The following is a 12,729-nucleotide window of genomic DNA, read 5'->3' on the forward strand; positions in this document are numbered from 1 at the left end:
CGCTACCCTTCCATGGTTTCCAATTCCCGCCACATGGCGGCCAACAGGGCATCCACCCCCTTCTCATACAGGGCGGCAATGAAAAAAACATCCCTGCCCGCATCCCTTGCGGCCTCTTTGAGGGCCAGGAGATGCTCTTCGCTCAGCAGATCGATCTTATTGATCACGAGCAGCTGCTTTTTGGTCCGCAATGACGTCTTGTACTGGGCGAGCTCTTCGTCGATCAGATCGAACCCGGCCCAGGGATCTTCCATAGAAATATCTTCGGCGCTCAAAATATGGACCAGAAACCGGGACCGTTCCACATGCTTTAAAAAAGTATGCCCAAGTCCCTGTCCGGCATGGGCCCCCTGGATCAGGCCGGGAATATCGGCCACGACCAAGCGCCGCCCGTCGTCACCCACCACGACCCCGAGATTGGGGTTCAAGGTGGTGAAGGGATAGGGAGCCACTTTGGGACGGGCCGCAGAAATGGTTGAGATAAAAGTCGATTTTCCGGCATTGGGCAGTCCGAGCAATCCCACGTCGGCCAAAAACTTGAGCTCGAGTCGAATGCGTATCTCTTGGGCCGGCTCGCCGGGCTGGGCAAAGCGGGGGGCCCGCATGGTCGAGGACTTGAAATGGGTATTTCCCTTGCCGCCGCGGCCCCCTTCCACCAGGACCACTTCCTGGCCCTCGTCCACCAGATCGGCGATCAGGGTTTCCCCGCCGTCCTCCTCCAGTCGATAGATCAGGGTTCCCGCGGGCACGTCCACGACCATATCCTGACCGGCCCGTCCGTAACACATCCGCCCCTGACCGGGACGACCGTTCTCCGCCCCGTAAACCCGCTTATGCCGAAAATCGTACAGGCTGAGCAGTTTTTCCCGACCCCGGAAGATCACGTCACCGCCCTTGCCCCCGTCGCCACCGTCCGGACCGCCCTTGGGAATATACTTTTCCCGACGGAAGGACACACATCCTGCACCGCCTTTTCCCGAGCGAACGAGAATTTCGGCTTCATCCACAAATCTCATGGTATTTCAATCCTATAATATCCCATTACCATTACAGTCACTGCAATAGTCCCAACCCTCGAAGAAACAATGCTCGCAACAGCCCAACGCCGTAGGGACCATTCGAGCTACCCGTTTTCCCACGCCCCGGAAGGTGATGGAAAACAAGCAATCCCTGGACAACACGGGGCAGCAATACATCGCTGACACCCCCGTAGGGGCTGTCCACCGCAGCGAGAACAAGGTTCTCCGTCTGGATGATATGCATCTGGGCAGACACACAGGTCTGCCCCTACACGAACATCCATGAACCAAAAAAGACCGCTCAAAGGGAAAGCCCTCGGAGCGGTCTCGGAACAATCGACGAAAATTGAATGCTAGGCCGATGCGGGCACGATATGCACCCTGTTCTTGACCTTTTTCTTGCGACGGTACTTTTCGTACTCAACCTCACCGTCACACAGAGCGAACAAGGTGTAATCCTTGCCCATGCCGACGTTCTTGCCTGGGTGAACCTTGGTTCCCAGCTGACGGACCAGAATATTGCCTGCCAGAACCTGCTGTCCGCCAAACTTTTTGACGCCCCGTCTCTGACCGGCACTATCGCGACCGTTACGGGAGCTACCGCCTGCTTTCTTATGTGCCATGGTGCCGCCCTCCTAGGCCTGGATCGCCGTCACTTTGAGAGTTGTAAAATCCTGACGATGGCCCTGTTTTTTTCTGTAATCCTTACGCCGTTTCTTCTTGAAAACGATGATCTTCTTGTCCCTGCCGTGGTCAACCACTTCACAGGTCACCTTGGCACCATCGACATACGGAGTGCCAACCTTGAGATCTTCGCCTTCACCGGCCATCAATACCTTATCCAAAGAGAGCTCGGAACCGGCCTCGGCATCCAGCTTGGCTACCTTGACGGTGAGTCCCTCTTGTACTCGAAACTGTTTTCCACCTGTCTCAACTATAGCGAACATTTTTTCGTTACCTCCAAAGAATGAAACGTGGGTACTAGTCCTTTTTTCCGCTCCCCGTCAAGGACTTTTTCGTGCCAATTGCAAACCCAATCGCGCCCCTGCTTTCCACGGTTCGGGCCTATGCCCGAGCGACCACCAGGACATCCACCCTCTCGGCCCCGCCCGCTCGCAGGGTCCGGGCACAGGCCGTGATCGTCGATCCCGTGGTCATAACATCGTCCACAAGCAGAACGCGTTTTCCTTTGAATCTCTGGCCCCTGACGACAAAGGCGTCCTGGAGATTGCTGCGCCGGGCCTTCTTGTCCAGTCCCCGCTGGGCCCTGGTGTTGCGGACCCGGACAAGGGACCGTGCATCCACTACCGGCGCGAGGTCCGGGACGAGCCTTCGGGCCATCTCCAGGCTTTGATTGAATCCGCGGGCTTGCAGCCGATGGGGGTGCAGGGGAACAGGAACGACCACGTCAGCGGGTTCCATACCATGTATAAGGAATCCCTGCTCGAGCATCTTTCCAAGGAGGGTGACCAACGGCAATCGTCCATTGAACTTGAAATCCGTAACCACCGTCCTGGCCAACCCTGCATATAAACTAAAAAATCCTAAAGAAGACCAAGGTCTTGGGGAACGTCTGCACTCCGCGCACAGATAGACGTCGTCCCTGTCCGATACATAACAGACCCCGCATGACGGGCAATATCCCCCGGTTCTGGGCCGGATCTCCGCCAGGCAGGCCGGACACAGCTCCGGAAAGACGGGATCGCGCTCCATGACCCGCCGTCCACAGATCAGGCACCTGCGGCCCGCTGCCAGAGCGATGCGTCGGCAAACGTCCTGCAAACGCTCCCAAAATCCCCCCATCTTCTTTTCAGCGATCTCCATGCGTCTGTTTCCAAGCGGCCCGGCCAAGGGAGCGCACCCGGCTCACGGCGTCCCTGTCCCCACCAAAATCCTCGGGGCCGTCCATGGAACGTAGCAGAACAGGATCGTGCGCGGAAAACCGGAACACATCCAAAAAATATTTCAGGGTCAACAAACTCCCCTCGAACAGCCTTTCCCCCCGGGGACGTCCGGCGCACAGGGCAATATAGGCACGGCGCGCTGGGAGTGTCGTCATGGATGGTTCCCCGTTTTTGGAACGGACATAATAACTCTGGGACCGGTCGATAAATCCCTTGAACAGGGCCGGGAGATGATAAAAATAAATGGGTGCCGCAAACATGACAAAGGGCGCAGTGAGCAAATCGGCGAACAAGCTCTCAGCATCATCCCGCTCTGCAAAAATGCATCTCCCTGAGGGGTCACAGGCCGAACATCCCTCACAGGGCAGAATGGTCCGGTCCCGCAGGTACACGGTCCTGCCGGCCCCTCCAGCCTCCTCGATACCGGCGGCAAAAACACGAGCGAGCGTATCCGAATTCCCCCCGGGCCGGGGGCTGCAGGCAAAAATGACCGGCGGTCCCGTTATGGCCGCATCGGATCGTTTTTTAGACGCATCCATCCGTACAGTCCTCTTCCTTAAAAAACCGGGCCCGAATATACCCCCCCTCATCAAGGGTGTGCATCCCCCAATCCCCAAGACGGGACAGTACGTTACGCAGCTGTGAAACAGCCTTTTCCTGTACCAGGACCTCCACGGCCTGGCCCTGATTGAACTGGAGGTACAGACCCACCTCCTGACCGATCCCTCAGCACTTATCGCGAAAATCCAGGACAATCTTTCTGGACATGGTACCCCCGTATTTCTCTATGTCATTTGAAAATCTGTAAAAAATGGATTGTTCTTTTGGGCGTCGCGCACATCGGTTTCCGGCCCGTGGCCCGGATAGATAACCGTCTCCTGGGGAAGAACGAGTATTTTGGAATAGGCCGAGTCCTTGAGCACACGTTCATCCCCCCCGGGGAAATCCGTCCTGCCCACGGACCTATAAAAAATGAGGTCGCCGCAAAAGACCGCACCCAGGGAGGGAAAATAGAAAGAGAGGCTGCCCGGGCTGTGCCCCGGCGTGGCCAAGACATGACAGGTTCCACCCAGAAAGGTGTGTTTTCCCGGGACCAGCGGGGTGAACGAAAAAGACGGTGTTCTGGGAAACCCCATAAATCCTCCGCCGCCGAGCTCGCTTTCCAGCAGATGCCCGTCCGGCTCTCCGGCAAATATCTCGGCACCTGTGGCATCCGCAAGCGCGGCATTGCCCCCGATATGGTCGAAATGGAGATGCGTATTCAGAATGCGTGTCAGTTCGAGACCCTGCACGTCCATAAAAGCGAGCACTCCGGCGGGATCCCCCCCGGGATCAATAACCAGGGCCCGCTTGGCATCGTTGTACACAAGATAGCAATTGGTCTCCAAAGGACCCAGCTGAAAAACTTTTACGTAGAGCACATGACCTCACAGAAATTGGAACATGGGTACAAAGATCTGTCACCCATCATCGGGCTCCAGACGACAATCAGTATCCCTACCCGATATCCGGCCGGGAGAAAAGGGGGGAAGGACCGCCCCCACAACCGCCCGAAAAACCGCCAGGACTGGACAAACCCCCTCCCCTGGGGCAGAAACGGCAGTCTGGTTGCCGCATGGCTCCGGGAGTTCTCTGTCTGACCCGATTCCCGGTTTTCCGTCGAGGCCTGAAAAACACTTGCCACTTTTCGAACCGAAATTTTCCGCGATTCCCCTCATCCCGGCGCAGGCCGGGATCTTGATGTCCATACAACGCGCAAGGCCGCAAAGAGAGCTCAAGAGCTGGGAAATCCCGGGTCAAGTCCGTGGATGACGTATGTGGTCTTGTCGGGTCCTGACACCGACCGCGGACCCCCGAGTTCAGTCCCGGTGTCGAGTCCTCTGTCATCTATAATCCGCCCTTCTCTATCATGCATCTTCCCTCCATTTCCTTCCCACGGGATCGATCTTCCCTGACCGGAAAAGATCTCATCGTATACGAACCCCAGCTTGCAGCATGCTTCAAGCAATGTTTCGCCTTCAGGACCCATGCGCTCCGTTTTCCCACGTCCATTCCGGGCTCCATGCTCCCCCAGGACGAGGGCACGGATCTACGGGCATTCATGGAGGACGACCGGGTGCACATCCCCCTACAGTCGGGGGACAAGCTCCTGGGCATTTTCGTGGCCGGCGGTATTGACGAACAAACGTTGGGCCCGATTTTAACGACCCTCCCGAATATCGCCTCCATGGCTCTGGAAACAGTTTCTCTCTACCAGGCGGCCATTACCGATCCGTTGACCGGCCTACACAACCATTTTTTCCTCCAGACCCTTCTGGAAACCGAGATCGCCGATGTTCTCTCGTCCATTCTGCCGGGTCCCGATTCCACAGCCGACACGGAATACCGGAGCTGCTTCGGCCTCATCCACCTGGACATGGACCGGTTCACCCGGATCAACTCCCGGTTCGGGCATTGCTTCGGGGATTCCCTCATGGTCGACGCCGGCACAACCATCAAGGCCCATTGCCCCAGCCAGGCACATGTCTGCCGGACCGCGGGCGCGGCCTTTATCGTGTTCTGGCCACAGGGAACACCGACCAGATGTTCTGATCTGGCCCGCAAACTGACCGAATCCATCGCCGCTCTTCCCGTGGAAACCCCCATCGCCAGGGAGCCGATCACCCTGACCGCCAGTGCGGGCTACGCCAACTACCCGGCAGACATGCTCGGGAACCAATTCAGGCGTTCCCCCGAGGAACAGGCCAGGATCATCCTCGAAAAAACCCACAAGGCGGCCCTCTCGGCCAAAACCACGGGCGGGGATGCGGTCTTTTCGTACAAGGATATCCTCAAACAGGGAGCGACAATTCTCGAGACCCTTCCTCTGCATCGGGTCCTGATCAGCGCGGGGAGAAATCTCGACCTCACCGAAGGAACACAGTTTCTCATCTGGCCGGGAAGGGGGGGGGACCAATCACCCACAATCGATCAGGGCATACCCTATCCGGATATGTACAAGGGAGAGATCCTCGTCCAGGAAGTCAGGGACCAGACCAGCGTGGGAGAGATCCTGTTCTTGAACGATCCGTCATGGTCTCCCTGTCCCGGGGACAGGCTTTCACTGGCCGAACACCAGGAGCCCTCGGCCCTTTCCAGCGAACCCTCCGGAGAAGAACAGGAAGAACACGACAAAGGATCCGTCCTCGGTCTCAGGGAATTCATTCTGGCCTGGACCCGGATGCGCACGTCCTCTCCACGTTTTGCACTCGCCCTTTGCCGCATGGCCCCCACGGACACTCCATCGGGCAGAAGGGATTGCGGATCTGTCCAACACTTCGAAAACCTGCACACAACCATCCGCGAAACATTCCCCGACCAAAGTTTGGTCGGCCGCTACAGTGCCAACACCCTGATCTGCTTTTTTTCGGATCCCGACCCGAAAACCGCCCTGGCACGGGGAGACCAACTGTCCACCGAGTACGGAGAAAAAACCGGAATCGACCTACGTATCGGCATGGCCGGGTATCCTTTTTTCAATTACTCCAAATCAGAGATACTGGACAACACCCGCAAGGCCCTGGAGCATGCCCTGTTGCTCTCCGGACCGGGAGCGGTCCTGTTCGACTCCATTTCACTGACCATCAGCGCGGACCGAATGTTCACCAAGGGGGATTTCTACGCGGCCCTGGAAGAATACCAGCGAGCCCTGGTGATCGACCCGGACAATCTGCTCGCACGCAACTCCCTGGGAATATGCTATGCAAGACTTGGGCGGATGGAAGAAGCCAAGAACCATTTCCAGACGGTGGTCGAACAGGGGGACAAAGACCTCATGCCCCTGTACAATTACGGTTGTGCCTGCTTCAGGACCGATGACCCCCAATCGGCCCACCAGGCCTTTACTGAGTGCCTGGCCATTGACCCCACCCATGTCTACAGTCTGATCCGATTGGGACGTTTGGCTGAACAGGACGGAGACCTGCAAAAGGCTGAAGAACGTTACCAGCAAGCGGGCAACACCGAACAGGGCAAGGGCATGGCCGCCCGCCATCTTGCCAAACTGTCCCTGGACAGAGAAGAGCGGGACAAGGCCCGGGAATTCCTGCATCAGGCACTGGTTTTCGACCCCAACGACGCCTTTGCTCTGAACATGCTGGCCAAGCTCTATCTGGACAGGGGCGAGGACCCGGAAATCGCCGAAAACCTGGCCAGACAGAGCGTGCACCTGCGGCCGGACATCCCGTCCCTGTGGATCGAGGTAGCCCGCGCCCTGGAAACCCGCGGCAAAACAGCCGAGGCCAGGACCGCACATCTGCGCAGCCGGTCGGGACGATGATGCCGGGATACGCAACTTTTCATAAAAAACGATTGACTTCTTTTTTCGGTTTCCATAGAAGCATTCGCACTGGGCGTTGTTCCAGCATGTTCCCCGGTGGCTCAATCGGCAGAGCGAGTGGCTGTTAACCACTAGGTTGGCGGTTCAAGTCCGTCCCGGGGAGCCAGACGAATAAGCCCCCATGCAACTATGCATGGGGGCTTTTTTTGTTCTCGCGCAACGACGCAGAAAAAGACTTTTTTTGAACTCTTCGGGTTCAAAGGAGGGGTGTTGTCGCCGCGGTTCAGAACAGTGCCGGTGTCCCTTCTTCATGTCCCATATTTCTTCATCTTATTGTGCAAGGTTGCCCGGGTGATCCCGAGCTGCCTGGCGGCCTCGCTCTTATTCCCTCCGGTTGCCTCGAGGGTGGCCGTGATGGCCTGGCGTTCGACCTCTTCAAGGGACCGCCCGGCCAGATCGACCCCGCTTTCCGATTGGTCTCCCTGGTCTGTCGATGTGCCCGCAGACAAAAGCGGCATGTCCCTCTCGGTGATAAACTCACCCGCATTCATGATCACGGCCCGCTCCACCGCGTTCTCCAATTCTCTGACATTGCCCGGCCAATCGTACTTGACCATCTGGTCCATGATTCCGGGTGCGAATCCACGGATATGTTTGCGGTTCTTCTCCATGAACTTTTCCAGAAAAAACTGGGCCAGCAGGGGGATGTCTCCGGGACGCTCACGCAGTGCAGGCACGCTCAGGGATATGACATTGAGGCGGTAATAGAGATCTTCTCTGAACCGCCTGGCTCTAACGTCCTCAAGAAGATCCCGGTTCGTGGCCGCAATGACCCGGACATCGACCATGACGGGCTTGTCGCTGCCCACCCTCTGGATCTCCCCTTCCTGCAGCGCACGCAGCAGCTTGGCCTGAACCCCGGAAGCCACCTCTCCGATCTCGTCCAGAAAGAGGGTTCCCTTGTGGGCCTGGACAAACCGTCCATCACGGCGCTTATCAGCACCGGTGAACGCACCCCGTTCATGGCCAAAGAGTTCCGATTCAAGCAGAGATTCGGTCAAGGCCGCGCAATTGACCGTGACCAGGGGGGTGGCCTTTCTGCGGCTGTTCTGATGGATGGCCCGGGCCACAAGCTCCTTGCCGGTACCGCTCTCCCCCCCGATGAGGATGGTTGCCTCGCTTGGAGCCACAGTGGCAATGGTTTCAAGAAGTTCCTTCACGGGACCGCTCGATCCCACGATGCCCGTTCCCTTGTCCGGGAGCATCCTGCGCAGTTCCCTGTTTTCGGAAGCCAGGCGGGTATGATCCATGGCCCGTTCCAAGGTGAGTTTCAGCTCGTCGAAATCAAGTGGTTTGGTCAGATAGTCGTAGGCCCCGGACTTGAGGGCCTCCACCGCGGTCTCAACGGAGGAATACGCGGTCATGATGAGTACGGGAATGGCCGGATTGTATTTCATGATCTCCTTCAAGGCCTCGATCCCTCCCACATGGGCCATCCGCACATCCATGAGCACCCCGTCATAAGGACGGCCGGTTACCTTGTCGATAGCCCCCCTCCCGTCATCGGCCTCATCCACATCATACCCCCACCCCTTGAGCATGGCGCGCAGCATGGTGAGGTGGGCGGAATCATCATCAACGATCAAAATGGTCGGATTCATGGTGTATTTCCACAATGGGTTTGTTTGTCCAAAAGAGATAAAATCCTACATAGCTGTTCAGCTCGACATGAGGCGTTCCCTGGAGAGGCTGTCTCCAGTCCAGAGTCTTCCGGCTCCCCGCCTCCAAAAAACCTAAAACGTAAAACCGCCCCTGCCACGCCTCCTTCAATCCCCACGACCTTCCTCCTTCTCCGGGAAAAGAAGGGTAAACACCGTCCCCTCCCCCTCTCCCGAGACAACATCGATTTCTCCCCCATGCGCCTCAACGATCTTCAACACCATGGCAAGCCCCAAACCGGTTCCCTGATTCTTGGTCGTGTAGTAGGGATCAAATATCTTGGACAGATCATTCGCCGGGATACCCTTGCCGGTATCACGTATGCGCAGTCCGAAACGTTCGTCAGCAGTCCGGAAGCCCTCAACACGCAACGTCCCGCCTTCGGGCATGGCCTGTACGGCATTGAGATACATGTTCAAAAGACATTGCTGCATTTTGTCCGGATCGAGCACCACCTCTGAGAGATTGTCGGGAATATCCGTCTCCACCCGCACACCGGCCGTGTGCACATCGTGCCTGATGAGGGAGAGGGAGTGGGCGATCATTTCCTGAAGATCCGTTTTCCGGACAGCGATCCGTGAGGGCCGGGCGTACTCGATGAGCTCGGTGACGACCCGGTTCAGCCGGTCCACCTCGTGGACCATGATCTCTGCGGCACCGTATTCGTCGCTTTCCGGCTCAAACCGGGTCCTAAACAGGGTGGCGAACCCCTTGATGGAGCTCAAAGGATTGCGGATCTCATGGGCAACACCGGCAGCAAGACTGCCAATGGCAGCCAGCTTTTCCTTGCGCTTGACCTCCTGCTGCAGCCGCCTGACCTCGCGCAGATCACGCAGGATGACGATCTTGCCGAGAAAACGGCCGTCTTCGGTGGTGATCCTGGCACCGCTCACCCCCAGGGGGATTTCCCGGTCACCGTCGGGTTTGCACACGATTTCCTGTTCGGTGACCACCCGTGCCGTCTCCAATTGCTCGATGACGGGACGGATTTCGTCAGGCATCTCCGGAGGCACCGAGCCCTCCTTTTTACCGTCCTCCCGGCAAGCGCACAGCGCTATGGCGGATCCGTTCCTGAAGGAAACCTCTCCACCAGGTCCCACAAGAATCAACCCTTCGGGAAGGTTGGCAACCACCTCCGAGGCAAAGGCCCTTGAATCGCTCAAAAGTCTCTGGGATACACGCAGATTCTGGGCCCAGAAAAGAGATACGAATCCCGCAAGGCCCACAAACAGGACGATACAGGACATGACGATGGAATGGGCGAGATCGTTTTTCTGGGCATCTTCAAGGGTTTTCGCCTCCAGACCGAGATAGATGAACAACTTTTCCGGAGGAACAAGCGGTTTATGCATATCACCTGGCGGGGGTTGGACCGGACAAAAATCCAAGAACCGCTCCCGCATTTTTTGGGCGTGTTCCCTGAACCGATGCTTCATCAGGGGCTTGAATTCGCTGTACACGACAAACTGGGAGTTTTTGTCCTCTGCCTTGTCCATGAACCACCGGGGATGTCCCAGGGGAACACGCCCCCTGCCCTTAAGCCAGGGGCTGAACGTCCCCCCGATTCTGTCAAAATCATTACTCGCAATGATCCCGCCCTTTGCGTCCGTGACCACAATGAACTCCACCCCCGGAAGCTTGGCCGTTTCCTCGAGCAGATGGCTCAAACGAATGCCCTGAGCGAACCGGCCCCGCATCCCGATCCGTGACCCCGCTTCCAACGCCCGAATGAGCACCTGCCCCTTTTCCACCAGAACCTTGGTCGTGGCAGCGCGTTGCCGGTTGATGTTCATGACCGTAAGTACGGCGATGATCACAAATAGGATCAACGAGGCCCCGATCACCACCCAGGGAGAAAAGATCCTTGGCAAGTCACTGTCCCTTTTCTTTACAAACATATATAGTGTCCCCCGTAGTCGACTGAAGATGCCCGGTGGGTAGAATGTGAACAGTCGTTCGATTTTTATACACCCGGGGTTCCAAGCATGATCAATTTTTATACACCAGATTCTCGCTGTGGCCAACTCTAAAATCCAGGCAAGAAGATGCCGCTTTTTATCCTTTTTATATCAACAAGTTAAAAATAAATTCCAAACTTGGCATTGCCATTGCTTTATCCAGACCACAACTAGCAAAAACCAATCCGCAAAGGAGGACTGGCATGAAAAAGAAGGTAACGATCATCACTCTGGCAATGGTGGCCCTGGTAAGCATGGCATCTCTCGGATCCGCCGGTCCCGGCAGACAGGGAGGATTCGGCAACGGCTCCGGCGACTGCATTGGGTCTGGGGGCTGTAATCGGGGGCAGGGCTACAAGGCTCATCAGATCGCCCAGCTGACCCCGGAAAAGCAGGAAGCCTACCGAACGATCATGAACGAATTCCGTGGCACGATGGCCCCGATCCGCGAAGCCATGTGGGAGAAACGGATGGAGCTTGGGGCCCTTTCCCCCAATCCCAACACCCAGCCTGCCGAAATCAAGGCCCTGGTCAAGGAAATCGGCGCCCTGCACACCCAGATGCGCACCGAGCATGAAACCCTTCGGAACCGCCTTGAAAAGGAAATCGGCCTCAAGCTCGGCAGGGGCGGATTCCACCACCCCCGACAGGGCAAGGGGATGCGCGGCAACAAGGGCCAAAAGGATCACGGCCGGCGCATGATGGACGGATCAGGTCCCGGCTGCCCCAACGCCCAGTAACAAACCCTGCCCCCCCCCCAAACCTGCCCATACACGGACGGCCCGGAAGAAACCTCTTCCGGGCCGTCTGTGTATTTTGTGGGCATAAAATCGCCGTCCCCCCCCTCTCGACCCCCACGTGGCCTTTTCCAAAACAACAGTACCGGGCCGCGTCATCCCCAGGGCCTGGAGCCCGCCAGTCCGGTACAGACACGCCCCAAAAACCGCGGAAAGGGCCTGCAGGAGATTACCGGAATTATTGAACGGGAAGGTCCAATCCGTTTTCTTCAGGACCGGAGGTGTTTCCAGGGATCGTCATCTGCTGGCTGTTTACTCGGGGGAACCTGCCAGAAAGGGGTCGTGCGTTTGCCCGAGAGATAACAATCCCGACAACGGGTCTTGTCCTCAAAGAACCGCAAGAGAAAAATCCCGGCCACGAATCCGCCCACATGGGCCCACCAGGCAACGCCTCCGGTCCCGGCGGCAGAGGCGGCCCCATTGAAGAACTGCAGCAGGAACCAGATACCCAAAAAAAGCACGGCAGGTAGGTCGATGAACCAGGGGAAGAAAAAAATGGGGACCAACGTGACCACCTTGGCATGGGGATAGAGGATGAGATACGCGCCCATGACCCCGGCGATGGCCCCAGAGGCCCCAACGACCGGAATGGGTGAGGCGGAATTGAACACCAGGTGGGTCGCCAGGGCGGCAAACCCGCAGCACAGATAAAAGATCAAGAATTTCAGGGGGCCCATCACATCTTCGATATTGTCCCCAAAGATCCACAGGGTCCACATGTTCCCGATGATGTGCATCCATGAGCTGTGCAGAAACATGTGCGAGAACAGGGAAACGAGAATCCCCCCCGGATACCCGTGGGCCGTTGCCCACATAGGATCGGTCAGTCGGAGCGGGACCACCCCGAAGACATGAAAGATATACGCCTTGCCCTGGGGGGAGAATAGAAGGCCAACGAGAAACACCGCCACATTGATGACCACGATGGTGGTCACCATGACCGGCTTGTGCACATTGGGGGTGTTGTCTTTGAGTGGGAACATGGACTGCCTCCGGGGAAGAAACAGAGAAAGG

The 12,729-nt window shown here is 57.3% G+C and carries 14 protein-coding genes and 1 tRNA gene; 5 read left to right on the forward strand and 10 right to left on the reverse strand.

Annotation, left to right across the window (positions count from 1 at the left end):
* Positions 1-2: 2 nt before the first annotated feature.
* Positions 3-1,016, reverse strand: coding sequence for a GTPase ObgE (gene obgE, locus ACY692_RS00810; RefSeq protein ID WP_462323428.1), 1,014 nt, complete (start codon positions 1,014-1,016; stop codon positions 3-5).
* 136 nt (positions 1,017-1,152) lie between these two features.
* On the opposite strand from obgE, the gene ACY692_RS00815 reads away from it, so the two are divergent.
* Positions 1,153-1,305, forward strand: coding sequence for a hypothetical protein (locus tag ACY692_RS00815; protein WP_462323429.1), 153 nt, complete (start codon positions 1,153-1,155; stop codon positions 1,303-1,305).
* 67 nt (positions 1,306-1,372) lie between these two features.
* Here the strand turns inward: ACY692_RS00815 and rpmA are convergent, their stop codons facing one another.
* The 6 genes from rpmA to ACY692_RS00845 all read right to left on the reverse strand — a co-directional run bounded on the left by rpmA (position 1,373) and on the right by ACY692_RS00845 (position 4,344).
* Positions 1,373-1,642, reverse strand: a complete 270-nt coding sequence (gene rpmA / locus ACY692_RS00820; protein WP_462323430.1) for a 50S ribosomal protein L27 — start codon at positions 1,640-1,642, stop codon at positions 1,373-1,375.
* Positions 1,643-1,654: 12 nt separating this feature from the next.
* Positions 1,655-1,966, reverse strand: a complete 312-nt coding sequence (gene rplU / locus ACY692_RS00825; protein ID WP_462323431.1) for a 50S ribosomal protein L21 — start codon at positions 1,964-1,966, stop codon at positions 1,655-1,657.
* A gap of 118 nt (positions 1,967-2,084) precedes the next feature.
* Positions 2,085-2,843 carry a phosphoribosyltransferase family protein gene (locus tag ACY692_RS00830; RefSeq protein ID WP_462323432.1) on the reverse strand — a complete coding sequence of 253 codons (759 nt, stop codon included), beginning with the start codon at positions 2,841-2,843 and terminating at the stop codon, positions 2,085-2,087.
* Complete coding sequence (locus ACY692_RS00835; protein ID WP_462323433.1) at positions 2,830-3,462, reverse strand: flavodoxin family protein; 633 nt, start codon at positions 3,460-3,462, stop codon at positions 2,830-2,832. The genes ACY692_RS00830 and ACY692_RS00835 overlap by 14 nt, the downstream gene beginning before the upstream one ends.
* Complete coding sequence (locus tag ACY692_RS00840; RefSeq protein ID WP_462323434.1) at positions 3,449-3,634, reverse strand: hypothetical protein; 186 nt, start codon at positions 3,632-3,634, stop codon at positions 3,449-3,451. The genes ACY692_RS00835 and ACY692_RS00840 overlap by 14 nt, the downstream gene beginning before the upstream one ends.
* 74 nt (positions 3,635-3,708) lie before the next feature.
* Positions 3,709-4,344 carry an MBL fold metallo-hydrolase gene (locus ACY692_RS00845; RefSeq protein ID WP_462323435.1) on the reverse strand — a complete coding sequence of 212 codons (636 nt, stop codon included), beginning with the start codon at positions 4,342-4,344 and terminating at the stop codon, positions 3,709-3,711.
* Here ACY692_RS00845 and ACY692_RS00850 point away from each other — a divergent pair, their 5' ends adjacent.
* The 3 genes from ACY692_RS00850 to ACY692_RS00860 all read left to right on the forward strand — a co-directional run bounded on the left by ACY692_RS00850 (position 4,345) and on the right by ACY692_RS00860 (position 7,407).
* Positions 4,345-4,563 (forward strand): hypothetical protein, encoded by a 219-nt coding sequence (locus tag ACY692_RS00850; protein ID WP_462323436.1) that lies wholly within the window; start codon positions 4,345-4,347, stop codon positions 4,561-4,563.
* A gap of 269 nt (positions 4,564-4,832) precedes the next feature.
* Positions 4,833-7,241, forward strand: coding sequence for a tetratricopeptide repeat-containing diguanylate cyclase (locus tag ACY692_RS00855; protein WP_462323437.1), 2,409 nt, complete (start codon positions 4,833-4,835; stop codon positions 7,239-7,241).
* Between the two features lie 90 nt (positions 7,242-7,331).
* A tRNA-Asn gene (locus ACY692_RS00860) sits at positions 7,332-7,407 on the forward strand.
* Between the two features lie 142 nt (positions 7,408-7,549).
* On the opposite strand, the gene ACY692_RS00865 is transcribed toward ACY692_RS00860, so the two are convergent.
* Together ACY692_RS00865 and ACY692_RS00870 are read right to left on the reverse strand one after the other, a co-directional pair.
* Positions 7,550-8,902, reverse strand: a complete 1,353-nt coding sequence (locus ACY692_RS00865) for a sigma-54-dependent transcriptional regulator (RefSeq protein ID WP_462323438.1) — start codon at positions 8,900-8,902, stop codon at positions 7,550-7,552.
* A 165-nt stretch (positions 8,903-9,067) separates the two neighbouring features.
* Positions 9,068-10,858, reverse strand: coding sequence for an ATP-binding protein (locus tag ACY692_RS00870; RefSeq protein WP_462323439.1), 1,791 nt, complete (start codon positions 10,856-10,858; stop codon positions 9,068-9,070).
* A gap of 263 nt (positions 10,859-11,121) precedes the next feature.
* Between ACY692_RS00870 and ACY692_RS00875 the strand changes: the two genes are divergently transcribed.
* Positions 11,122-11,658, forward strand: a complete 537-nt coding sequence (locus tag ACY692_RS00875; RefSeq protein WP_462323440.1) for a Spy/CpxP family protein refolding chaperone — start codon at positions 11,122-11,124, stop codon at positions 11,656-11,658.
* 266 nt (positions 11,659-11,924) lie between these two features.
* On the opposite strand, the gene ACY692_RS00880 is transcribed toward ACY692_RS00875, so the two are convergent.
* Positions 11,925-12,698, reverse strand: a complete 774-nt coding sequence (locus ACY692_RS00880) for a rhomboid family intramembrane serine protease (RefSeq protein ID WP_462323441.1) — start codon at positions 12,696-12,698, stop codon at positions 11,925-11,927.
* Positions 12,699-12,729 lie beyond the last annotated feature (31 nt).

The organism is Desulfoplanes sp., assembly GCF_054921335.1.